Origin of the sequence: Jeotgalibacillus proteolyticus (genome assembly GCF_002926065.1) — a bacterium.
Taxonomy (GTDB): Bacteria; Bacillota; Bacilli; order Bacillales; family Jeotgalibacillaceae; genus Jeotgalibacillus; species Jeotgalibacillus proteolyticus.
On record NZ_PREZ01000003.1, the window covers coordinates 23685 to 47362 of the forward strand.

At 43.6% G+C, this 23678-nt stretch carries 24 protein-coding genes and 1 riboswitch; of the genes, 8 read left to right on the top strand and 16 right to left on the bottom strand.

The window, feature by feature from the left end; translation table 11 throughout:
• Positions 1 to 7 precede the first annotated feature (7 nt).
• Positions 8 to 1090, bottom strand: coding sequence for a D-alanine--D-alanine ligase (locus tag C4B60_RS07065; protein ID WP_104057309.1), 1083 nt, complete (start codon positions 1088 to 1090; stop codon positions 8 to 10).
• 284 nt (positions 1091 to 1374) lie between these two features.
• Here C4B60_RS07065 and C4B60_RS07070 point away from each other — a divergent pair, with 284 nt between their 5' ends.
• Complete coding sequence (locus tag C4B60_RS07070) at positions 1375 to 2550, top strand: dicarboxylate/amino acid:cation symporter (protein ID WP_104057310.1); 1176 nt, start codon at positions 1375 to 1377, stop codon at positions 2548 to 2550.
• A gap of 62 nt (positions 2551 to 2612) precedes the next feature.
• Here the strand turns inward: C4B60_RS07070 and C4B60_RS07075 are convergent, their stop codons facing one another.
• The 3 genes from C4B60_RS07075 to C4B60_RS07085 all read right to left on the bottom strand — a co-directional run bounded on the left by C4B60_RS07075 (position 2613) and on the right by C4B60_RS07085 (position 3983).
• Complete coding sequence (locus C4B60_RS07075) at positions 2613 to 2930, bottom strand: DMT family transporter (protein WP_104057311.1); 318 nt, start codon at positions 2928 to 2930, stop codon at positions 2613 to 2615.
• Positions 2931 to 3275 carry a DMT family transporter gene (locus tag C4B60_RS07080; RefSeq protein ID WP_104057312.1) on the bottom strand — a complete coding sequence of 115 codons (345 nt, stop codon included), beginning with the start codon at positions 3273 to 3275 and terminating at the stop codon, positions 2931 to 2933.
• A 327-nt stretch (positions 3276 to 3602) separates the two neighbouring features.
• Positions 3603 to 3983 carry a VOC family protein gene (locus C4B60_RS07085; RefSeq protein ID WP_104057313.1) on the bottom strand — a complete coding sequence of 127 codons (381 nt, stop codon included), beginning with the start codon at positions 3981 to 3983 and terminating at the stop codon, positions 3603 to 3605.
• Positions 3984 to 4384: 401 nt separating this feature from the next.
• Here C4B60_RS07085 and C4B60_RS07095 point away from each other — a divergent pair, with 401 nt between their 5' ends.
• Positions 4385 to 5470: an FAD-dependent oxidoreductase gene (locus tag C4B60_RS07095; protein WP_104057315.1), complete on the top strand. Its 1086-nt coding sequence runs from the start codon at positions 4385 to 4387 to the stop codon at positions 5468 to 5470.
• 34 nt (positions 5471 to 5504) lie between these two features.
• Here C4B60_RS07095 and C4B60_RS07100 read toward each other — a convergent pair whose 3' ends face one another.
• From C4B60_RS07100 to C4B60_RS07130, 7 genes are all read right to left on the bottom strand, one after another.
• Positions 5505 to 6086, bottom strand: a complete 582-nt coding sequence (locus C4B60_RS07100; protein WP_104057316.1) for a CDP-alcohol phosphatidyltransferase family protein — start codon at positions 6084 to 6086, stop codon at positions 5505 to 5507.
• A gap of 22 nt (positions 6087 to 6108) precedes the next feature.
• Entirely contained in the window at positions 6109 to 6771 is a 663-nt protein-coding gene (locus tag C4B60_RS07105) for a TVP38/TMEM64 family protein (protein WP_104057317.1), read from the bottom strand.
• Complete coding sequence (locus C4B60_RS07110) at positions 6764 to 7759, bottom strand: ABC transporter ATP-binding protein (RefSeq protein WP_104057318.1); 996 nt, start codon at positions 7757 to 7759, stop codon at positions 6764 to 6766. Before C4B60_RS07110 ends, C4B60_RS07105 begins: the two co-directional genes overlap by 8 nt.
• The gene (locus tag C4B60_RS07115; protein ID WP_104057319.1) at positions 7756 to 8553 is read right to left on the bottom strand and encodes an ABC transporter permease; all 798 of its coding nucleotides are present in this window, start codon (positions 8551 to 8553) and stop codon (positions 7756 to 7758) included. The genes C4B60_RS07110 and C4B60_RS07115 overlap by 4 nt, the downstream gene beginning before the upstream one ends.
• 10 nt (positions 8554 to 8563) lie before the next feature.
• Positions 8564 to 9430, bottom strand: a complete 867-nt coding sequence (locus tag C4B60_RS07120; RefSeq protein WP_167578596.1) for an ABC transporter permease — start codon at positions 9428 to 9430, stop codon at positions 8564 to 8566.
• Positions 9411 to 10652 carry an ABC transporter substrate-binding protein gene (locus C4B60_RS07125; RefSeq protein WP_245153901.1) on the bottom strand — a complete coding sequence of 414 codons (1242 nt, stop codon included), beginning with the start codon at positions 10650 to 10652 and terminating at the stop codon, positions 9411 to 9413. The genes C4B60_RS07120 and C4B60_RS07125 overlap by 20 nt, the downstream gene beginning before the upstream one ends.
• 159 nt (positions 10653 to 10811) lie before the next feature.
• The gene (locus C4B60_RS07130) at positions 10812 to 11594 is read right to left on the bottom strand and encodes a hypothetical protein (RefSeq protein WP_104057321.1); all 783 of its coding nucleotides are present in this window, start codon (positions 11592 to 11594) and stop codon (positions 10812 to 10814) included.
• A gap of 298 nt (positions 11595 to 11892) precedes the next feature.
• Between C4B60_RS07130 and C4B60_RS07135 the strand changes: the two genes are divergently transcribed.
• Positions 11893 to 13074: an FtsW/RodA/SpoVE family cell cycle protein gene (locus tag C4B60_RS07135; RefSeq protein WP_104057322.1), complete on the top strand. Its 1182-nt coding sequence runs from the start codon at positions 11893 to 11895 to the stop codon at positions 13072 to 13074.
• Between the two features lie 29 nt (positions 13075 to 13103).
• On the opposite strand, the gene C4B60_RS07140 is transcribed toward C4B60_RS07135, so the two are convergent.
• Positions 13104 to 14054, bottom strand: coding sequence for a diacylglycerol/lipid kinase family protein (locus C4B60_RS07140; RefSeq protein ID WP_245153902.1), 951 nt, complete (start codon positions 14052 to 14054; stop codon positions 13104 to 13106).
• Positions 14055 to 14298: 244 nt separating this feature from the next.
• Complete coding sequence (locus C4B60_RS21815; RefSeq protein ID WP_280632257.1) at positions 14299 to 14433, bottom strand: Lmo0850 family protein; 135 nt, start codon at positions 14431 to 14433, stop codon at positions 14299 to 14301.
• Positions 14434 to 14722: 289 nt separating this feature from the next.
• Between C4B60_RS21815 and C4B60_RS07145 the strand changes: the two genes are divergently transcribed.
• Positions 14723 to 15127: a CBS domain-containing protein gene (locus C4B60_RS07145; protein WP_104057323.1), complete on the top strand. Its 405-nt coding sequence runs from the start codon at positions 14723 to 14725 to the stop codon at positions 15125 to 15127.
• A 119-nt stretch (positions 15128 to 15246) separates the two neighbouring features.
• Positions 15247 to 17553 carry an RNA polymerase recycling motor HelD gene (gene helD, locus C4B60_RS07150; protein ID WP_104057324.1) on the top strand — a complete coding sequence of 769 codons (2307 nt, stop codon included), beginning with the start codon at positions 15247 to 15249 and terminating at the stop codon, positions 17551 to 17553.
• Between the two features lie 130 nt (positions 17554 to 17683).
• Here the strand turns inward: helD and C4B60_RS07155 are convergent, their stop codons facing one another.
• The 3 genes from C4B60_RS07155 to C4B60_RS07165 all read right to left on the bottom strand — a co-directional run bounded on the left by C4B60_RS07155 (position 17684) and on the right by C4B60_RS07165 (position 20688).
• Entirely contained in the window at positions 17684 to 20092 is a 2409-nt protein-coding gene (locus tag C4B60_RS07155; RefSeq protein ID WP_104057325.1) for a heavy metal translocating P-type ATPase, read from the bottom strand.
• Positions 20093 to 20173: 81 nt separating this feature from the next.
• On the bottom strand, positions 20174 to 20383 hold the full coding sequence (gene copZ / locus C4B60_RS21600; RefSeq protein ID WP_104057326.1) for a copper chaperone CopZ: 210 nt from the start codon (positions 20381 to 20383) through the stop codon (positions 20174 to 20176).
• A gap of 14 nt (positions 20384 to 20397) precedes the next feature.
• Entirely contained in the window at positions 20398 to 20688 is a 291-nt protein-coding gene (locus C4B60_RS07165) for a metal-sensitive transcriptional regulator (protein WP_104057880.1), read from the bottom strand.
• Between the two features lie 234 nt (positions 20689 to 20922).
• A riboswitch (SAM riboswitch) is annotated at positions 20923 to 21027 on the top strand.
• A 144-nt stretch (positions 21028 to 21171) separates the two neighbouring features.
• Between C4B60_RS07165 and C4B60_RS07170 the strand changes: the two genes are divergently transcribed.
• Genes C4B60_RS07170 through C4B60_RS07180 form a run of 3 tightly spaced genes read left to right on the top strand, consistent with a single transcriptional unit; the run spans position 21172 to position 23677 of the window.
• The gene (locus C4B60_RS07170; RefSeq protein ID WP_104057327.1) at positions 21172 to 22200 is read left to right on the top strand and encodes a methionine ABC transporter ATP-binding protein; all 1029 of its coding nucleotides are present in this window, start codon (positions 21172 to 21174) and stop codon (positions 22198 to 22200) included.
• Entirely contained in the window at positions 22190 to 22840 is a 651-nt protein-coding gene (locus C4B60_RS07175) for a methionine ABC transporter permease (protein ID WP_104057328.1), read from the top strand. Before C4B60_RS07170 ends, C4B60_RS07175 begins: the two co-directional genes overlap by 11 nt.
• Positions 22841 to 22861: 21 nt before the next feature.
• Positions 22862 to 23677 carry a MetQ/NlpA family ABC transporter substrate-binding protein gene (locus tag C4B60_RS07180; RefSeq protein WP_104057329.1) on the top strand — a complete coding sequence of 272 codons (816 nt, stop codon included), beginning with the start codon at positions 22862 to 22864 and terminating at the stop codon, positions 23675 to 23677.
• The last annotated feature ends 1 nt before the right edge of the window (position 23678 follow it).

Sequence of the window (23678 nt, forward strand, 5' to 3'; positions counted from 1 at the left end):
TAACTCCTTACACGGAATATTTAATCCGTTGTTTTTCTTTATGTCGTTCAATTCCAAGCTCTACAAGACGTTCAATTAGTTCAGGGTACGATACACCTGTGTTTTCCCAAAGAAGCGGGAACATACTGTACGGCGTAAAACCTGGCATCGTATTAATTTCATTGATAAAGATCTCATTGTTTTCAGTTAAGAAGAAGTCAGCTCTTACAAGTCCTGAGCAATCCACTGCCTGGAATGCTTTTTTAGCCATCTCCTGCAATATTTCTGCAATTCCCTCAGGCAGCTCTGCAGGAATAATCATCACAGAATCTCCATCCACGTATTTTGCTTTATAATCGTAGAAATCCTTTTTAGCAACGATTTCACCCGGCACTGACATCTCAGGGTAATCATTTCCAAGCACGCCGATTTCGATTTCCCGTGCCTTGACGCCCTGCTCCACAATAATTTTCCGATCATAAAGAAAGGCTTCTTCAAACCCGGCTTCAAGCTCTTTTCGGTCGGTACATTTACTGATTCCAACACTTGAACCAAGGTTTGCCGGTTTAATAAAGCAAGGATAGCTAATTTCCTTCTCAACATGCGAATAGGCAGCTTCACGATCAGCTTCCCATGCACTTCTGATAAAAGAAACATAGTTTACCTGTGGAAGTCCTGCTTCTTTAAACAGGTTTTTCATAATCACTTTATCCATTCCGGCTGAAGAAGCGAGTACGCCATTGCCTACATACGGTACGTTTAAAACTTCTAAAAGCCCCTGGACTGTTCCATCTTCCCCATTTGGCCCATGAAGAAGAGGAAAGACGATATCGTATCCTTCTTTTTTCTCTTCTGAAACAGTAAGAGCGGTCGATTGAAGACCTTCTGTTGCTGAAACCGTCTTATCTTCACCAAATTGCAGAGCTTCAACGCTTTCCACCGGTCCTTCAAGCGGCAAGCCTTTTCTCCACTCTCCCTCCGGCGAAATAAATACCGGATCAATTTCGAATTTTGTTAAGTCGAGCGCTTTAATGACGGCTTTGGCCGTTTGCAGGGATACCTCATGCTCAGCCGATTTTCCTCCAAATAATAAACATAGCTTCTTTTTCATCTATAAAATCCTCCATTAGGTTAGGTTCTATGTACCAGTCATTACGTTTGAAATCATACTCTACCATTTTAACACGTTTGAACAGTTTATAAATGGTATTCTCGTCCCGGCTTTTGTTTTCTTACTATAACAAAATGACGAGTAATTTCTAAATGATAAATAACCATCCATTAAATTCAGAAAAAATTTACTATTATAAATATAACAATCCCTCTTAACAAAGAGAAAGCAAAGCGTTATACTCCACCTAACAAATACAGCTGTTCACATCAGGAGGACGCAAAATGAAGAAGATCGGCTTACTTCCAAGGATTATTTTAGCAATTGCTTTAGGGGTGGTGCTCGGGAGCATAGCACCTGAATCCGTAATCCGGGTTCTCGCTACATTTAATGGACTTTTTGGTAACTTTTTATCCTTTGCTATCCCTTTAATTATCATCGCATTTATCGCACCAGGTATTGGTGTAATGGGCAGAGGTGCCGGAAAGGTGCTCGGCCTGACCACCGGATTGGCTTATGGCTCAACTATCGTCGCGGGTCTTGTTGCTTTTACATCTGCCACATTGCTCTTTCCCTCTATTCTTCAAAATCAAGCATCACAGGCATTTGATGATCCAGAAAATGCGCTGCTATCAGGTTTTTTTGAAGTAGAAATGGCGCCAATGATGGGTGTTATGACAGCATTACTGCTGGCTTTTGTTTTAGGAATCGGCGTTTCTACGCTAAAGAGCAATCATTTATTGAATATACTTGAAGAATTTCGCACGATTATCCAAAAGCTGATTGAAAAAATCATTATTCCTCTGCTGCCTCTGCATATCCTGGGCATTTTCGCCAATATGACTCAAGGCGGGCAGGTAAGCTCTATATTAAGTGTATTTCTAAAAGTGTTTATCATGATTATTGCTCTTCATTTACTTTATTTGATGTTCCAATATACTGTGGCAGGCGCGTTAAATAAACGCTCTCCATTTACAATGATTAAAACGATGATCCCCGCTTATTTTACGGCGCTTGGGACCCAGTCCTCTGCTTCTACCATCCCGGTAACACTTGATCGCACGAAAAAATCAGGTGTGCGCGGACGAATTGCAGACTTTTGTGTGCCTCTTCTGGCAACGGTACATTTATCCGGAAGCACCATAACACTTGTCAGCTGCGCAATGGCTGTCATGCTTATCCAGGGACAGTCGGCTGGCATTTCAGACATTTTGCCATTTATTTTAATGCTTGGCATCACGATGATTGCAGCGCCCGGTGTACCGGGTGGAGCCGTTATGGCTTCTCTGGGCCTGCTCGAATCCATGCTTGGCTTCACCGGAGCGATGACCTCCCTTATGCTTGCGCTTTACCTTGCACAGGACAGCTTTGGTACAGCCTGCAATGTGACAGGTGACGGGGCAATCAGCGCCATGGTGGATAAGTTAACCGAGGACTCAGCGGAAGAAAAAACGGCCTAGATAGTAAAAAGCTCAGAGTGTAAAACTCTGAGCTTTTTGTATGGATGAGAATATTCCTGTTATTACCCGGATACCAGCTTCAATCCTACCACGCCGGCAATAATCATTCCGACAAACAGGAGCTTTAAAGTATCTTTGCTTTCTTTAAAAAAGATCATGCCGATCAATACGCTTCCGACAGCGCCAATACCTGTCCAAACGCCGTAGCCCGTTCCTATCGGAATCACTTTTAAGGCAAGTGACAGTAGATAAAAGCTGATGCCCCCAAAAATGACCGCACCTGCTGTATACTTCATTTTTGTAAATCCTTCTGAAAGCTTCATCATGAGGACAAACAGAACCTCAAATAATCCTGCAATAATCAACATTGTCCATGCCATTTACTGTTCACCTGCCTTAACTGCCTCTTTCGCATCCGCAAGCTTCAAGCCGATGATCCCGCCTATTAATAAAAGCAGGAAGAATACCTTGGCGATGCTGACAAATTCACCAAATACCAGAATGCCAATCAGCGCTGTGCCGGCTGCACCAATTCCGGTAAAAACCGCGTATGCTGTTCCGACCGGAATTTGCTTCATTGCTCTTGAAAACAGCAGGAAGCTGATGATAATAAAAACAATCGTAATAGCAGAAGGCACCGGCTGGGTAAACCCTTCAGCAAATTTCAGCCCAAGCGCCCAAATGATTTCTGTAATGCCTGCTGCAATTAAATAAAGCCAAGCCATTTAGATCTTCCTTCCCAACATGAAACCCTGTCTGCAAAAGCCCTCCGGTCGTTCCGAGATGAGCTTTTGCCTGTAAGAATGCTTTTTCATTAGGGACACAGTAAAAAAGGCACCCTTAGCGGATGGCCGTTTGTTATATGTTGTACAGCTTTTCCCTGTTAAAAAAGCTCCTTAATTTCCGTTTGTTTAATCCATTTATCTTACTACATGCCTAAAAGGAAAACCAAATCTATGTCTCACTTCAGGTAAAAATATTCTGATTGCACCTTATACGAATAAAAAGAAGCGGCAGCATAGGTTTCCTCTGCTGCCGCTTTTCTGGTTTGTTTAATTCCTTTTTTCCATTACTGCGAAATAGTTTTCCTCGTGATCAGCGAAGTTGAAGATACGGTCTCCTCCCATTTCGACGATTTCACCAACGGTTATGCCTTTTTCGGTCATGCCGCTGTAAAGGTCATCAAGGGCTTCTGTAAAGAACATGAGGGAAGGGGTTTCGACGTTTAATTCGGGCTCCATTTGCTGGATAAATTTTTTGTCCTGCAGAACAATGCTTGTCCCTTCTCCATTTGAAGGTGCAATTTCGATCCAGCGCATGTCGCCGGGGGATGATTCCGCCTTCACGATAAATCCCATGTGTTCTGTCCAAAATGCCACAGCGCTATCCTGATCGTTGACATAAAGCATGACTTGTCCAAGCTTGGAAATCATTTTTATCTCTCCTTTATATTAGATCGTTTATTGACCCTTTCTTTTAAATGTGGCGTGTTGATTTCCGTTGCAGGGGCATGCTTTCCGCGGGACGGGGCTTGAGCTAACTTTCTTCGCAAGTGGATCTCAAGCTCCCGCTTCTTCCCGCAGGAGTCAGCCCCTTCCACTTCAATCAACTTCTGGGTAACTTGTTTGGTTCTTCGAAAGCAGCTTATTAAGGAATAAAATCTTTTTTTAATCATCTCCTCTCTTCGCCTTTCAAACATGAACGCCGCTGCACATAAACTACATCATTAATTCGTTATTTGAGCCCCTCTCCTTCTCTATTTGTGGATGTTTCTTTGCTTTTGTCCGTTATTTTTCTGTATGATGTTTCTATTAGGCGTAGAGGGAGGGTTTTTATGAAAACGATTGTTCTCGTTGGGGGCGGGCATACGCATTTATCCCTGTTAAAGAGGCTCAAGACCAATCCGGTGCCTGATACAAAGTGGATTTTGATTTCAGCGGATAACTATCACTATTATTCGGGAATGTTTTCAGGGTTTATTGAAGGGCTTTACACAATTGATGAAATCAGAATTGATCTTAAACAGGCTGCTGTTAAGGCAAATTGTACCTTTATAAAAGGAAGTCTCGAAAACATCGATCCTGTCAACAGGACCATCCACACGGAAAACGGATCTTTTTCGTATGATGTCCTTTCAATCAATATTGGCTCCCATACTTCTAACCCAACTATTAAAGGACTCAAGGAAGCTCAGGCGCCATTAAAGCCTGCTCATGAATTTCCGGATTTTATAAATACATTGCGTCATTCGCCTCATGTAGCCGTTATTGGAGGAGGAGCGGCTGCCTGTGAGATGATTCTTTCCTTAAAAGCATGGAAGAACAAGCATCATCGAAGGTACGACAAGCTTTCTCTTATTTATGCTGATGAACTGCTGAAAGGACGCGGTTCCAGTGCTGGAAAAAAAGTAGAGAAGTTATTAGAGGAAGGTGAGATTCAGCTTTATTCCGGTGAACGTGCAAAGTCGATTGAAGGAAACAAGATCATGACAGCTAACGAAATAATCATTCCATTTCAACATGTGATTTATCTTGGAGGAGCCCAGTCTCCTGCAGTGCTTAAGAAATCGGGCCTGCCAGTGGATGAGAAAGGTTTCTTGAAGGTTAATGGCATGCTGCAGTGCATCGATTTTCCTGAAATTTTCGCAGCTGGTGACTGCATCGGCTTAACCAATGCACCAGAATTAGAGAAAAACGGTGTGCATGCAGTTCGCCAGGGCCCTGTTCTGTGGCATAATCTTACGGCCTATTTATCAAAAAAACCGCTTATCGATTACAAGCCGCAAAAAAGAACCCTTGCGATCTTATCGACAGGCAGACGCCATGGGCTGCTTTTATATGGAAACCATTCCTTATACGGGAGGATCATGTGGCAATTAAAGAACCACATAGACAAAAACTTTATTCATACATTTCAGTAAAAAACAGGACTCTACTTCAAGAGAGGCCTGTTTTTTACGACAATATTCTTTTCGCTTCAAGAAATCGCTGCCCTGCAGTGAAAAGCTCCACAGCTAAAAATGCTAATGTGGACCAAAGCAGAATCGATGGAAATAGCATCATGACTGTTAAGAAGATAAAGCCTTCCGTTCTCTCAGCCAGTCCCGCCTGATAACGGAAGGATTTTACACCGTTGTTTTCAGACACATTTCCAACCGTTAAAAAGATGGTCATGGAGATCACGATGGACGCCATTAAAAGCAGCGCTGCCCATAAAATATGCGGGTATAAAAAAGCAACACCAAGAATGACGCTTATTTCCACTATGCGGTCAAAGGTGACGTCCATGACTGTTCCAAACGGTGAGGTTTTTGTCTTTCTGGCCATTGATCCGTCCACTGCGTCAAGGTAGCCTGACAGCCATAATAAGATAACCGCAGCAAGAGGCTGCCCGACATAAACGAGCGGTCCTGCCGAGACCCCGATGATAAAAGAAAAAACCGTTACCTGATTAGCGGTAAGCCCCTTTTTTAAAAGTCTGTCAGCACCCTTTTCAATAAAAGGCTGCACATATTTTCTGGCATGTGTATCAAGCATTCACTATCACTCCTAAAAAGGCTCAGCTTTTACTTTCGAGGCCCAGCCATTCTGCAACCTTTTTCCGGTAAAGAATCGGAAAGGCTAAAAGAACTGCACCGGCAATAATACTGATGACAATCGCCTTAGTATTTCCCTCAGCAAAGCTTGAACCGATAAAGCTGAAGCCAAATGTGCCTGGAATAATGCCTACCATGGTTCCTAATAGAAACGCCCGGAATTTCACATTCGCAAGACCAGCTGAATAGCTAATAAGATCAAAATTAATGACAGGCACAAGACGTAAAATGAGAACATAAAAAAATCCTCTCTCCTCCATCAGCCTTCTAATTTTGAAAATACGTCCTTCTTCGTTCGTTTGTACAATAGATTTTTCAAAAAAACGTGAAACAAAATAAGCAACGATGGCACTGAGTGTAGCGCCTATTAAAATATAGAAGAACCCCTGCAAAGCTCCGAATGCCAGACCCCCGGCCAGTGACAAAATAGACGATGGGAAAAGTATTAAAGGGCGGAAGGTGTAGATTAGGATAAAAAGCAGCGGTCCCCACACACCGAAGGATTGAATCCATTGCTGAATCTCCATAGGACTCACGTTTATGTAACGGTTGCTAAACCAAAGCAGCAGTCCAATTATTATGATAAATAAAGCTATAGGAAGAATTCGTTTTATTTTTTCATTCATTTACCTGCTCCTTGTCAAAAAGACGAACATCCCTTTGTTTCACCCAAATAAATCCTCTACTTCCAGGTTTAACATAAGAAAAATGTCCCTTTTCCGGAATGATGCAGCGTCTATTCGTTTCTACCAGTTTAACATGAGCATAAGATTCCCCATACTGATAGGTCTGATTAATCCACTCTGCTTTAAGGGAAATCGTGTCCTCTGGTATGGTTTCGTGTGATGTACTCCATTTCACATCATGGTTTAACGCATATATCGTCTCATTTAATACGATTGCATCAGCGTAATGTCTGGCTGCATATTCATTTACAGGATTCTCATAAACATGCTTCGGATCCCCTGTCTGCTGAATCTTCCCTTCAGCTAAAATGGCGACCTTGTCTCCAAGCAGCATGGATTCCTCCCTGTCATGGGTTACAAATAGAGCTGTCATTCGCTCTTCCTTTAGAAGCATTCGTACCCAGTCACGCAATTCTCTTCTTCTGTCAGGATCAAGACTGCTGAAGGGTTCATCGAGCAGCAGAAGCTTCGGTTTAACAATTAGCGCCCGAATGAGTGCAATTCTTTGCTGCTGTCCGCCTGACAGAGAGTGGGGATATTCATTAAGGTATTCATCGAGTCCCACAGACTTCAGATAGGTTATTCCTTCTGCTTTTGCACTCCTATGGGACATCGTTAATTTTAAACCATAGATCACATTTTCAAGAACAGTTAAATGCGGAAACAATAATGGCTGCTGAAAAACCATTCCAACCGGCCGATCCTGGACCTTATATCCATCAAACTGTTTCCCCTGAAGGTTTGCATGACCGGAGGAAAACGACTCCAGACCTGCGATGCATCTGAGTAAAGTTGATTTACCCGTTCCTGAAGGACCTACAATTGATAGAATCTCTCCTTCATTAAGAGACAGGTTTATCGATTGGAAAATGGTTTTTGAACCATATGTTTTTGCTGCTCCTTCTAAGGAAAAATATGCCTCTTTCATACAGCACCCCGATTAAAAAAAGAATTCTTTGTAATAAAAAATCTTGAGATGAGCTCAATGATTAAAACGGCAAACACAGGCAAAATGGCAAAAACAATAGAAAAAGCGGCCATTACCGTATCATCAACTGACTGCAAAAACGGATAATAAATGATAGGAAGCGTAATCACACTTCCTCCCCCGATAATCGCTGTCAGCACATATTGGCTCATGCTTATCGTTACCACCAGGAAAACAGCGCTTCTGACACTTGGCAGTAACAATGGAAGCTCGATTTCTCTGAAGGTGCGAAAAGGCCCTGCTTTTAACATCCGGGATTGATCGATAAGGTCAGAGCCAAGACGATCATAGCCTGCCTTCATAATTTTTATCGTGTAGGGGATCGTTGGCACAAGATGAACAATCACCACTCCCGTCCAGTGGTTTGCAAGTCCCAGCCTGATCATTGTGATATGCAGGCCAATTGCAGCTGCCATCGCAGGGACAAAGAGCGGAAGCAGCAGCAGCGTTTCCAGCATGCTCTTTCCTTTAAAGGAGGAATGAGATAGTGCTTTTCCAGCCATCATGCCAACTGCCAGATTAATCAGCGTAACAGTCAGGGCAATAAGAAGAGACAGCCAAAGGGCATGTAAAATCCGGTCATCCATCCAAAAGGAGGTCCATCCCCGAAGCGTCCAGTTAAAAGAGAGCGGCTCTCCCCATCTCCAAATCGGTGTGACGCTTTTTAATCCCAGCAAAATGGCAGGGAAAAGAAAAAACAGGATAGCTAAACTATAAAACAGGCTCCGTTTCATCTTATTCCTCCTATCTGCTGTGCTGGCTTTTTGAAATCAGCCACCTTTGCCGGTTAAGTATCATAAACGAGATAAGCGCAATAAACCCCATTACAGCTGCAGCGATAAACAACAGCGCGAACGCATAGGAACGTTCATCCCAGCTCACTCCGTAAAACCAATCATAAGCAAGCTCAGCTGTCATTTGAGGATACTGCACGCCAAGTAATGCCGGCACCTCATAAGCAGTAAAAATAAAAGCGGTCAGGATCAGTGCAACCTCTAGTAAAACCGGCTTTACCCAGGGCCATTCAATCGTTTTAAAAATATGCCGCTTTGAACCGCCGAGCACTTGAATTACCTCTCCATATTGTTTGGGCAGCTGGGCATACACAGGCAAAAGCATCAGAATGACAAAGGGAATTTCTTTCCAAAGATATGTTGTGATAATGCCGATTCCATTTCGATCCTGAACGAATACCGGAAATTGATCTCTCTCTTCGATCCACCCAAGGCCAAATAAGGCGGAGGAAATCAAACCGCTTTGACCAAGCAGCAAAAGAACAAAGTAGCCCCAAACAAAGTGGGGAAACAGCATTGGAATCCACACAAGCCATTTGCCGGGACTATTTTCAATAAAGGTGTGAAAAGATCGGACAATGCCCCAGCCAATAGCAATAGAGAGTAAGGTGGAAATGAGCGTAATCGTCAGGCTGTAGCCAAACGAGGCATAGAGGCGGCGCTCCTGAAAAAGACCCTGGTAATAGTCAAACGTCCACCCGTCTACCCCTCTTATGCTTTCCACAAAGGACATTGTCAGGCTGTAAAGGACGAGCAGCAGAAAAAGCAGCGCTGGCGCCAGCAATACAGCGGATCGATTATTGTGAAGCCACTTCATCGATCCACTTCTCCTGCAGCCACGGGACATATTCTGCATCAATTTCAGGAAGGAAGGCATCAGTCAGTGTCTGCTGATCGATAACGGTCTCCCCCCGGTCAAGCTCTTCAAACGCTGCTTTGTCTTCGTCATCCAGAAGCGCTAAATCAATCGGTGTATTTTCTCCCCAATAAGCAGGTTCCAGCTTAGCCAGCTGAGCCTCTGGTGAAAGCAGGAAATCAATCGCTGCCATCGCCCCTTCTTTAGCCCGACTGTTATCAGGAATGGATAGGAAATGTGTGTTGCCAATTGAACCGGGCTGCTGAAGCACGAAGGATTCGGTGGTCTCCGGGAAAATACCCTTTTCAACAAGGTCCTCTGCCCTTGCTTCGTTATAGCCCATCGTCATCCAGACCTCACCCTGGCTATATAGGCGGTCAAGCTCCGTAAGCGATGAAGGGTAGGTTGCCCCGCTTCTCCACAGGTGTGGAGTCATGTCGTTTAAATACGCCCATACCTCCTCGGACTCTGTTTCAGCAACCTCCTCTGAAAAAGGTGAATCAAGGAGCTGCTCAATGGATGAGGCCTTACCGTATAAGACATGGCGAATAAAGGCATCACCTGTAAAATCTCCTGCTGCAGGGTAGGTGAACCTCCCTGGATTCTCTTCTGCAAATTTCATTAACTCATCCAGTGTCGCAGGTGGCTCCTGTATTTTTGATGCGTCATAGTGAAACACAAATTGCACTTTCCCCCATGGCGCCTCAAGCCCATCCGTTTCGGTTCCAAAGTCATATTGGAAATCAAGACTCTCAGTATCATAAAAGGCCTGATAGCTCGGGATTTGATCTGTAAACGGACCAAACAGCAAATCGTTTTCCTTGGCTCTTTTGAAATTTTCTCCATTCATCCAGATAAGATCGATCGTACCGTCATCCTGCCCAGCCCTTTTTTCCGTTTCAAGCTTTTGAATAATTTCATTTGTATCAAGAGGGATCCGGTCGAGTGTGACATTATGCTCTGCCTGAAGTTCCGGTTTTACATATTCATCTATGTATTGGTTAATTCCTTCATCTCCGCCCCACATATACAAGCGAACAGTTTCTCCGTCTGCCTCCTGAAGGATTTCTTCCCAAGACTTATCCTTAATATTTTGGGCTGCATTTGTATCTTCTGTATGATTCGAACAGCCCATAAGGAATAAGCCAGCTATTCCCGTCAGCACCGCCATTGTTTTTTTCAAACCATCACCACTCTCAATAATTTTCCTAGTTCTATTCTCTTACTCTAGTGTATCCCCTTTTCCATTAAAAAGATAACGCAAAGCGGCTGCATCCGGATCAACGATTGGGAAAAATGCATAGAAAAAACAGCCGTCTGAATAGACAGCTGTTTTAAAATCTCAGGACGTCTGCTTGACAGAAGCAGTCCATTCCTTTGATTTCCGTTCATAGGTGAGCCAGGCGGAGGGCTGATCTTTTATCCTCGCTCTAGTCTCTTCTTCAAGGTCGTCAAGACTCTCATAGTCCCCGACAAGCCATAGTGGAATTTCCACTTTTCCCTTAGCTGCTGACGCATGCTGGAAGGAAATAATCGCTCCTTCTTTTAGAAGAGGTACTATTGACATGATTACCTCTTTAGGAATATCAGGAACTGCTTTTTCCTTCTTCCACTTTATCAGCCCTTTGCTTTTACGGTGTTGGTTCCATTTTGCCGTAAGCACCTGGCTAAGCATGGAATAAAAAAGTGTCCAATCTCTATAGTAGATGCGATTTAGCTCCCCATCCTCTTCTGCGAGATAAACAAATTGATTGTTAAGCTTACGAAAGAAAGGTGCGCGCAGATGCTGCTTCATATGACCTAAATACAGCAGCTCCGCTATTTCATGCGCAGTCATCTCATCAAGCCCTGCCTCATCTTCAAAATCAATCCAGCAGAAATCACCGTAGCTCGAGATCGGTTCCCGGAGCAGATTCTCCTTTTCATCTGAACTGACGTATTCCATATGCGTATGCATATTATAAGAAGCATTTTCGTACTGGTGCTTTAACAATAAAAGGTGATGGAAGTGCTGTGATAGTGCGAAATAAAAGTCTCTAAATTCAATGCCGTTCGACAGCACATAGTTTTGGCCTGAGTTTATATGCAAATAAACCCATTCATGTGAACCCGCATTGGACTTCAAATAACCATCACCCTTCTTTTTTTAAGTTTATTGTACCAAATCCTGCAGAAAAAAAAATAAAAGAAACTTTATTGTAGTAAATTCGTCTATTTGTTTAAAAGGGATGCAATTTCTACTCCTTTTACTTGTTGAATCATGTTAAAGTAATAAGATTAATGAGAATTGAGAATTACCCCCGATTTTGATAGTCTAGTAGAAGTGAAAAGGATATATAAAGTAATGACAGTAATATGCCCCTTAGCCATCAATTTTTACACATTTTTCTTTACTAAAGTATGAAAGAATTCAGGTGAATAGATTGAACACACAGAATAAATTATCAGATCGTATTGATTGGACCTTGGTCATTTTACTGATCTTCTTTATGATCGCAAGCGTTCTTGCGATTGCCTCCGCTCAGACAACCGGTCAATACGCTGCTACAAATACTAATTTTGCCCTCAGGCAAGGGCAGATTTATATTCTCGGATTTATCATTATCGGAATTACAATGTCCCTCGATATGGACCAGTTCCGAAAAATGGCATGGGTGCTTTATGGGTTTGGCGTTATTTTACTTGTGGGTCTCCTTGTAGCACCTCCAAGCATCGTGCCTTATATTAATGGAGCATACAGCTGGTACAGGTTCCCGGTTCTCGGAACGCTTCAGCCTTCAGAGTTCATGAAGACCTTTACGATTATTGCTTTGGCTAGAGTCGTTGCCTCCCATAATGAGAACTTTGCACAGCGCACCTTTAAAACAGACCTTTGGATGCTTACGAAAATTGGGGTCGTATTGGGTGTTCCGTTAGTATTAATAGATGCACAGCCTGATTTAGGGACCATGCTTGTATTTATGGCCATTGCAGCAGGTATCGTTTTAGTGTCCGGGATCACTTGGAAGCTTCTTCTGCCGGCATTTCTGGCGATTGGTGCAGTCAGTTCGACACTGATTTATATCGTTATTTTTGCGCCATCGCTTATTACACGCTACTTTGATGATTACCAGCTTCGCAGAATTTACTCGTGGCTTGATCCATATACATACTCTTCAGGGGATGCCTATCAGCTTACTACTTCCATGAGTGCGATCGGATCAGGAGAGATCTTCGGGAAGGGTTATCAGAATCGGCAGGTTTATGTGCCGGATAATCATACCGACTTCATTTTCAGTGTAGTTGGAGAAGAGTATGGATTTATCGGTGCCAGTATCATTGTCAGTTTGTTTTTCCTTTTAATTTATCATTTGACCAAGGTCTCCCTGCAAACAAAGAGTCCATTTAATGCGTATGTCTGTGCCGGAATTATTAGTATGATTACCTTCCATGCCTTCCAAAACATCGGCATGACGATACAGGTTCTGCCAATTACCGGAATTCCGCTCCCTCTGATCAGTTACGGGGGAAGCTCGCTGATGGGTGTAATGTTTGCGCTCGGTCTTGTTTTTTCGATGCGTTTCCATCATAAAACCTATATGTTTTCTTCTGAGGAAGAGGTTTAAAAAAAGAGGCAGAGAGGTGCCTCTTTTTTTTATTCAGTAACCACCTTTGGCTTAACGACTCTAATATGTTCTTTTAGTACATTTATACGGAATGTATCCCCGTCGTAGTGCTCTCCGTCCAGATCGATTAATTGTGAGGACGGGATTGACACAGCTATTGAAGAAGCCTGGAAATGGTCGATCGTTTCTTTATCCTGCTCCCAGTCTACCGTTGTTTTAGCAGAGATAATTTCTTTAAATAACGGAAACCCTGCTTCTTTAACGACCATAATGTCGACAAGACCGTCGTTGAGCTGAATCGATGAAAGAGGAAATTCCGTTGCGCCTATAGATCTACCATTTAGAATTAACAGCATAACCGCCTCATCCTTTAACATTTGCCCGTCATACTCGATCTCAAATGAAAAACGACTAGGATCTGAGAAGGTTTTAAGTGCGCTAACATAATAGCTGAACCTTCCAAACATTCCTTTTGAATCCTGATCTATGTTTTCTGAAGCCTGGGCAATCAAGCCGGTGCCCCAGAAGTTTCCAAAATATCGTTCATTGGACTGAACAATATCTATGCCAGCTTCTATCCCTCCCTCTGTTATGAGAGCTGCTGCTTGCTTTATATTTAAAGGAATTTGTAAAGACCTTGCAAGGTCGTTGCATGTTCCAGCAGGAATAATACTGAATGCAGGACGCCGGTCTAACGGAGCAATACCGTTGATACATTCATGCACCGTGCCGTCTCCGCCAAGAGCAATGATCAGATCTACTTCTTCCCCGTGCTGCCTGCAAAAATGCTCAGCATCACCCGGTTTTTGCGTCTGAAGAAGTGTAAGATTCGGTATACTCAGGCTGAGCGGGCCAATAATTTGAGCCAAAATCTTATCTACTTCCTTCTGCCCGGCGTTGCCATTATAAATTAACATCGCTGATTCATACATCGCTTTTCGTCCCTCCTTTTTCTTACTTTCCCCTATACCCTCTTTCATCATTCAAAGCACCTTTTCCGTCATCTTCTTTACAATAAATCCGCATTTTTATCTAATTTTTTCTTAATTACTGATACGGAGTGCCTGGCACCACCCGGAATTTGTCGAACGCAGTCGACATGGTTCGGGTGGTGCCAGGCACTTCAAACTGCAAAATAAAAAAGGTCCCCATCATTTAATGAGCACCTTTCTGGTCGCTATGTAATTTCCAGTTTTGCTTTTGTGTAACATATGGGACTGCTGATCATGTACTAGAAATTTCATGCGGGCCTTTTACAGATTCAAGGACTTCCAGACGTGATTTTGTTTTTGTGATTTTCACACCTACTTCTGACAGCTTGACAATCATCCTTTTAAGACTTTCATTATCCCTAGCCATGATCGACACCTCACTTTTTTACGGGTTTATTATTTTACGTTTTGCATTTAATTATGGTTTCATTTTTCGCAAAATTTTTATTCGGGTTGTTACCGTTATAATACCACCTGTCCATAAAATTAACCGTGATTTCTTCAGAAAAATAATAATTTTGAGGACAAAAAGTGACATCGCTCACATTTAAAAAAGATTGGGTGTTTTTTGCTCCTTGAATCTGCAGAAAAAACGAATAAAATCCCACTCTGTTCCAATACTAACAAGTGTTTTTAAAATACGTGGAGGTGTAGGAATGAATGTACGTGATGTAATGAGCAGCACGGTTGTTTCCTGTGAAATAACTGATTCAATCGAACAGGTTGCTTTAATGATGAAGGATCAAAATATCGGTGTTCTCCCAGTACTTGATCAAGGGAAAATTGTTGGGATGGTAACCGATCGTGATGTCGTTATCCGTGGAGTTGCTGAGCATAAAGGAAAACAGATCGATCAGGTTATGACGCATGAAGTGATTTCTGTTACACAGGACACTACTGCTGAGGAAGCGGCAAATCTTATGGCTGAAAAGCAGGTCCGAAGACTTCCAGTTGTTGAAAACGAAAAAGTTGTTGGAATGGTTTCACTCGGTGATTTGGCCGTTTCACCTCAAGCAAATGACGAAGCCGGCGACGCTCTTACTGATATTTCACAGCCATAAAAAAACGGAAGGGGAAATTTTACATTTCCTCTTCTTTTTTTTATGCCGGTGTGGTACGATTGTAAACGCTCTTTTTTCGCGGCTGCGATCGACTATCATGCGAATGAGGTGACAGGGAAATGACAAACCAACCCAGTAATTCTTCTCAACAACACCCCGATTTTAAAGACGAAATTGACCGTTTAATCTTCACACGGCTTTACATTGATCAGGCATTGGCTTCCTCTCAGAAGAGTGCCGGCAGCGCCCGGGAACATTTGAAAGAAGCCTTCGAAACGCTTCACTCACTGGACAGCAGTTTAAGCTATATGAACCTCCTAACAGGGGCAAACCTGCTGCAAATGAACACCGACCAGGCGAAAAGACTCCAAAATGTCTATGATAAGCCTTATTTTGCCCGCATTGATTACCAAAAGAGAAATGAAGAAAAAGAACAACTCTACATAGGGAAAGCCTCCCTTCACAACCCCGAAAACCAGTCGCAGATTATTGTGGACTGGCGTTCTCCCGTGGCCAATGTTTATTACGACGGCAGACTTGGCGAGGTTGAATATGAAGTGAACGACGAAATAACGGAAGGCTTTTTGTCCCTTAAAAGACAATATCAGATTGAAAAAGGCCAGCTGCTCGGCATTCAGGATATTGACCTTACCACAACAGACGAGCTGCTCCAGCAATCCCTTTCAGGAAATGCCGATAACCGGCTGACTGAAATTGTTTCGACCATTCAAAAGGAGCAAAATGATATTATCCGTGCACCGCTCAACCGACCAATCATTGTTCAGGGGGCTGCCGGGAGCGGAAAAACAACGATTGCTCTTCACCGGATTTCTTACTTTCTTTATGTCAACAGTGAAACCTTCCATCCCTCTAATCTTATGATCCTTGCCCCAAACAAGCTTTTTATCGAATACATCTCAGACGTTTTACCGGAGCTTGGCGTAGAGAAAATCAAACAGACCACCCTCATTGACTACATGAAGGAAGCGATCGGACATAACCTCAAGATTCTGGATCCTGACCAAAAGCTGTTAGCGATGATTGAACAAAATGAATCAAGTGAAGAGCTGAAGTGGCTTTCACAGTTTAAAGGCTCCCTGCAGTTTTTAGCCATCGTCGACAGGTACCTGGCACTTGTCGAAAGTTCCCTCGCCCCTAAAGAGGACGTCATGCTTGAAAAATTCCGCATCCTTAGAGGGAACCGGCTGAGGGCACTGTTTTTAGATGATTACTGCTATCTGCCCATTTACAGACGCTTTGACAAGATAAAAGGCGTCATTCAAAACCATCTTCGCACAAAGAAAAAGACCATTCTTAAAAAAATAGAAGACGTTTATGATGGAGCACTGGAAAAAGCTTTGTACGGAATACGAAATGATGCAAAGCGACGAAAAAAAGTCACCTCCATTATGGATACGAAGGCGTCAAGAACTGAAGCAATTAAAAAGGAAGCCCGCTCCACTGTCAGAATGTATATGAAAACGTTTGAAAAGAAAACGGCTATTGAATTATATAAAGAGCTTCTTTCTTCAAAGGAACTTCTTCAGGCAGCAGCTCCAGAGCTGTCCGAAAAGGAAGTGGAGCTGCTGATGGAACATAGCATGAGGATCTTCTCCAGGCGATCATTTGAGCTTGAGGACTTAGCGCCAATCTATTATCTTCAGGGCAAATTATATGGTCTTCAGGATGAAGCCAGGGTAAAAAGTGTTTTCATTGATGAAGCCCAGGACTACAGCTACTTCCAGATGGCGTCTCTCAGGAAAATTCTCGACACCAGCTTATTTACCATTGTCGGAGATCTCGCTCAAGGGATCCATTCCTACCGCGGGATGCGTGACTGGCACTATGCAGAAAAAGAAATTTTCAAGGAGGCGCATTATTTTACGCTTCAAAAAAGCTACAGGACCACCATTGAAATTATGGAAGCAGCAAATGCTGTTTTAGCAAAAATGGAGGAATCCCTCCCGCTTGTTGAACCTGTCGTGCGCCATGGGAAAAAGCCTGTCTATCATCCCATCTCTGGGGACAGGATGTGTGAAACAATGGAAAAGGATATCGAAGCACTAAAAGCGGACGGGTTCACTTCAATCGCGATTATTGGAAAAACACGGGCTGAATGCACGCACATTTTCAAGCTTTTTAAAAAGAGCACCCTGCCGATTCAGTTAATCGCTGAGCATGAAGACTTAAAAAAAGACCGCGTCTCCCTGCTCCCAGCTCACCTGGCAAAAGGACTGGAATTCGACGCCGTCTTAATCCCATCACTAAACGAAGCATACAAAAACAGCGAACTCGACCGCAAACTGCTCTACGTCGCCATGACCAGAGCCATGCACCGCCTCCACCTCTACAGCCAAACACCCGACTCCCTCCTCATCGAAGGAATCGGAAAGATTATTGAGCTGGACGATGACATCGAGCGGTGACGCATCGAGCGGTGACAGGCACTTGTCGAATTCAATTCGCGAAGTGACAGGCACCTGTCAAAACATGTCGAAAAATACCCCCCATGCGTTCTTATGCGCATGGGGGGTATGTTAGTTTTCATTAGTTTTCTTATAGTTTGACCCGTTGGAGGCGGAGGGCGTTTAGGACGACAGATACGGAGCTGAAGGCCATGGCGGCTCCTGCTACCCACGGAGCTAGTAGGCCGATGGCTGCTATAGGGATGCCAAGGGTGTTGTAGCCGAAAGCCCAGAAAAGGTTTTGTTTGATGTTTTTCATTGTTTTACGGCTCATCAAAATGGCGTCAGCAATGCTGTTGAGGTTGCCGCGGATTAGGGTGATGTCTGCAGCTTCTATCGCCACATCAGTTCCTGTTCCAATGGCCATTCCGATATCTGCCACAGCTAATGCCGGAGCGTCATTTATGCCGTCTCCTACCATGGCAACAACTCTTCCCTCTTTTTGAAGCTTTCGTATTTCGTCCGCTTTTCCTTCTGGAAGAACCTCAGCAATTACTCTGGTTATTCCGGCCTCTTCTGCAATCGCATGAGCCGTTTGAGCGTTGTCTCCTGTCATCATCAAAACGTCAATCCCCATTTTATGCAGACGGGTAATGGCTTCTTTTGAGGTTTCCTTTATCGTATCAGCTACGGCTAGTATCCCGGCTAATTCATGATCAATCGAGATAAGCATGGCTGTTTTCCCGGCTTTCTCAAGAGCAAGCATTTTCTCCTCCGCTTCCTCAACCGAAACAGCTGCTTGCTTTAACAGATTCCGTGTTCCGATGAGAATGTTTTTATCATCCACCTCTGCACGAATTCCAAATCCAGTTATGGCATCAAACTTACGGGGAGAAGAAATTTTGATCTCCCTCTCTTCCACACCCTGAACAATTGCTCTAGCAACCGGGTGCTCTGACCCTTGTTCAGCTGATCCTGCGAAATAAAGAAGCTCAGCCTCAGAACGATCCCCAAATACTACTACTTCCGTTAACACGGGCTCTCCTTTTGTTATCGTTCCTGTTTTATCAAGCACAACGGTATCCACCAATTGGGTGGCTTCCAAATGCTCTCCGCCCTTAAATAAAATACCGTACTCTGCTGAACGGCCGGAGCCCGCCATGATGGAGGTTGGCGTAGCAAGACCGAGTGCACACGGACAGGCAATGACAAGAACAGAAATTGTTGCGATAAGTGCCGGTGCAAACTCACCAGGGCTCACAAAAAGAATCCACACGCTAAAAGTAAGAATGGCAATCGCAACAACGATCGGCACAAAAATGCCCGATATTTTATCCGCCTGACGCTGAATAAGCGCTTTTGACCCCTGCGCCTGTTCAACCACCCGGATAATTTGGGAAAGGGCTGTATCACTCCCTACCTTTGTGACCTTGACCTTAATAAATCCATGCTTATTAATGGTGGCCCCAATAACAGGATCTCCTGATGCTTTGTCTGCGGGCACACTTTCTCCTGTGATCATGGATTCATCAATAGCTGTGCTGCCTTCAAGGATCACGCCGTCCGCCGGAATTTTCTCACCCGGTCGAACCACCGCCACATCCCCTGCTTTCATTTCCTCGAGCTGAATTTCTACTTCATGTCCATCACGGATAACACTTGCTGTCTTTGCCTGAAGCCCCATCAGCTTTTTAATCGCTTCAGAGGATCTTCCTTTTGCCTTCGCTTCAAACAGCTTGCCAAGCACAATGAGCGTAATTAACACAGCACTCGTTTCAAAATAAAGACCCATCTGGTGCCCTGGCATACCGAGCATTTCAAGGGCCAGATAGACACTGTAAAAATACGCAGCCGATGTACCGAGCGCCACCAGCACATCCATATTGGCACTACCGTTTCGCAGCGCTTTATAGGCACCTGTGTAAAATGATTTACCAACGTAGAATTGAACCGGGGTCGCAAGGGCCATCTGCACCCATGGATTCATTAGAATATCCGGCACGTACATCCACTCCGTAAAGGAAAAATGCCCCACCATTGTCCAAAGAAGAGGAAGCGAAAGGATCATTGAAATGAAAAATCTCCGCTGCTGCTTATGAATTTCAACGAGACGGTAATCCTTTCCCTGGCCCTCCTGCTCCTTTTGCTTTGCTCCATAGCCGAGCTTTTCGACCTGTCTGATGATATCCTGATTCGTAAGTACGCCTTTTGTATATTCTACAGTGGCCTGCTCGAGCGCAAGATTTACATTTGCTGACCTTACTCCCTGAAGCTTGCTGAGACCTTTCTCAACTCTTGTGGAACAGGCAGCACAGGTCATTCCGGTAATGGCTAACTCTGTTTTAGCTGTCACAACCTCGTACCCGAGATCCTCAACTTTTTGTTCAATCTCAGGAAGAGAAAGCTTGTCCGGATCATACGAAACACTTGCCTGCTCCAAAGCTAAATTAACGGATGCCGTCTCGACACCTTCAAGCTTTACAAGTCCTCTTTCCACTCTTCCCGAACAGGCAGCACAAGTCATTCCGGAGATTGAGAATTCATTTTTTACTGCTGTCATCTCTTTCACTCTCCTATACCCCACTTGGGTATATTTTTCTTTTAAAGAAAGGGCGCCGGCAAAAGCCTCACACCCCTGTTATTATTTTATTTTATAGCCCTGTTCTTCAATTGCTGCTCTGATTTCACTTAGGGTAACGAATCCGCCCTGAAAATCAACGTCTACAGTTCCCTGTTGGAGGTTTACTTTTACTTCGTTCACTCCACCAAGATCCCGTACATTTGACTCAATTGCATCCACACAATGCTGACATGACATGCCTTCCACATTTAACGTAACTGCTTCTACCATTAGATTCATTCCTCCTATTTTTTCATTAATCGTTTCATTGTAGCCAGTAATTCATCTACTACTTCAAGGTCACCCTCCTGAATCCGTTCGACAATACAGCTTTTCATATGACCTTCAAGCAGCAGCTTTGACACACTATTCAGTGCTGACTGCGTCGCTGCAATTTGAGTAATCACATCATCACAATAGGTATCTTTTTCAATCATACCCTTTATTCCCCTGATTTGTCCTTCTATACGATTCAGGCGGCTTGTTAAATTATGTTTCATTTCCTCAGAGTGGTGACTTTTCCGTCCATGGCCCATTGAGCAGTGTTCACCCTCAGGCTCAAAAACAGCTTCATCAGCTTTAAGAACATCCATTCATTTCACTCCCTGCCTTTATTTCTACCTTTAGTTTAATATACCCCATTAGGGTATGTCAAACTCTACGTCTGTATCCGCTCCCATTTTTCAGAATAGTATTATTTTTTCTTAATGGTTTGACAGGAAAATTTAAGCATAGTAAAGTAAGGGACAACATTTAAATAGAACAATTTCTTCTTATCACGAGAGGTGGAGGGACTGGCCCTATGATACCTCGGCAGCGGACTTACTTTTAAGCACCGTGCCAACTCCAGCAGACATTTGTCTGAGAGATAAGAAGAGGTGTTTGCGTATGCAGCCTCTTCTTGTTTTTACAGGGAGAGGCTTTTTTGTTCCTCTGATAGAGGCAGGTAAGCCTCCCCCAACTTTTAAACCAACTTATCTTATTAGATTAGACGGATATAAAACAGGGAGGATGTAAGCATGATTCAATTTGAAGGAGTAACGAAAACCTACGGGGAAGGGTCCAATGCGGTTAATGCGCTGTCGGGCATTGACCTGACCGTTGAAACGGGCGAAATATTTGGTGTCATCGGCTTTAGCGGAGCCGGAAAAAGCTCACTGATCCGCTGTGTCAATCTTCTTGAGCGCCCGACAAAAGGAAAGGTATTTATCCATGGCAAGGATTTAACCAGCCTCTCTAAAAGAGAAGTCAGAAGCACCCGTAAGGATATCGGGATGATTTTTCAGCATTTTAATCTGCTAAATTCTAAAACGGTTTTTCACAATGTCGCGATGCCCCTTCTCTTATCCGGATTCGGCAAAAAAGAAATGTCAAAACGGGTGGCAGAGCTGCTTGATTTTGTTGGGTTACATGACAAGGCAGATCAATATCCGGATCAATTGTCCGGTGGTCAGAAGCAGCGTGTCGGCATTGCACGGGCGCTTGCGACTAACCCTTCTGTTCTTCTTTGTGACGAAGCAACGTCCGCACTGGATCCTGAAACCACTCAATCGATTTTGGATCTGCTTCGAAAAATAAATAAAGAATACAAGATCACCATTCTTATTATCACGCACGAGATGGGTGTCATTCGGGAAATTTGCGATAAGGTGGCTGTTCTTGAAAATGGCGTTGTTCTTGAGCACGGATCAGTCTTTGATGTTTTCACCGATCCTAAGCATCAGACAACGCAGAAATTTGTTCGGTCGATCATGAACGACCATTTACCTGAAAGTATTTTAAACGACATCAGAAATAAAAAGAACAACCATGTTTACCGCATTCAATTTACCGGCAGTTCAACCGGGCACCCGCTTCTTTCTAAAATATCCCGGGAATTTGACCTGGATTTAAACGTTTTGTACGGAAATATCACTGAAATTCAGGGAATCCCGTACGGAAATTTAATCGTTGAATTTATGGGTGAACGAAACCAAATACAAAAAGCTCTTCTCTCCATCCAGCAGCAGAGCATTACTGTAAAGGATGTGATTCACCATGCTAGTTAGTTCTGAACAAATCATTGATGCACTTTGGGAAACAATCTGGATGGTTTCTTTTTCCCTCGTATTTTCTGTGATCATCGGCCTGCCTCTTGGAATCCTACTTGTCATCACAAGAAAAGGACATCTTTTGGAAAATGCTTCAATCTTTAACACGCTAAACGGCATTGTGAATATTTTCAGATCCGTTCCGTTTATTATTCTTTTAGTTGCAATCGTCCCGGTTACCCGTTTTATTGTCGGCACATCAATCGGTACATCCGCTACAATTGTCCCGCTTGTCTTTTATGCAGGCCCTTATATCGCCCGCCTTATTGAAAATTCTCTATTAGAGGTGGATAAAGGCGTTATTGAAGCAGCGGAAGCAATGGGGGCAACACCAGGTCAAATTATTTTCCGCTTCCTATTGCCTGAGGCGCTCAGCTCACTGGTGCTTGCAATGACAATCGCGACTGTCGGACTTGTCGGCGCGTCCGCAATGGCCGGGGCTGTCGGGGGCGGCGGTCTTGGTGATTTAGCGATCACTTACGGCTATCAGCGATTTGACACGGCGACGATGTATATCACACTCGGCATCCTGATCATTATGGTACAGGCACTTCAATCAACCGGAAATATTTTATCCAAAAAAATACGAAGAAGCTAAAAACAACTGGAGGAATTTATCATGAAAAAATGGACACTAACAGCAGCAATTTCCCTATCAACCCTCATCATCAGCGCATGCGGAAATGATGGAGACACCATTAAAATAGGCGTAAGCGGATCAGATACGCGCATTTGGGATTTAGTATCACAAAAAGCAGCAGAGGAAAATATTGAAATCGAAATTGTCAGCTTTTCTGATTATGTACAGCCTAATATTGCGCTGGCTGAAAATGAGCTTGACTTAAATGCTTTTCAAACCATCTCATATTTTGATGAGTTTATAGAAGAAAGAGAGCTTGACCTATCCCCTATTGGTTCAACGGTGCTAGCTCCAATGGCTCTTTACTCAGAAAAAGTAGAATCTGTTGAGGAACTGCCTGACGGTGCAACGATCGCAGTCCCAAATGAATCTACGAATCTTGGACGGGCTCTTTTATTGCTCGAGGAAGCAGGGCTAATTACGTTGGATGAGGATGCAGGGCTGACTGGAACAGCAGCAAATATTGTTGATAATCCTAAAAACATTGAAATATTGCCGGTTATCGCAGGTCAGACTCCACGCTCCCTGCCCGATGTGGATGCATCGATCATTAATAACGGCATCGCAGTAGATGCAGGCTTCAGCCCGGTAAATGATTCTATTTTCCGTGAAAGTGATACAGCTACTCCATACATTAATATCATCGCAAGCAGAACAGAGGATACGGATCGCGAGGACCTGCAGCGAATCGTTGAATTGTACCAGGAGGATGACGTGGCCGAATTTATTGAAGAAGAGTATGACGGCGGCATGATTCCAACCTTTATTCCAGTCGATCAATTAACGGATTACTAAT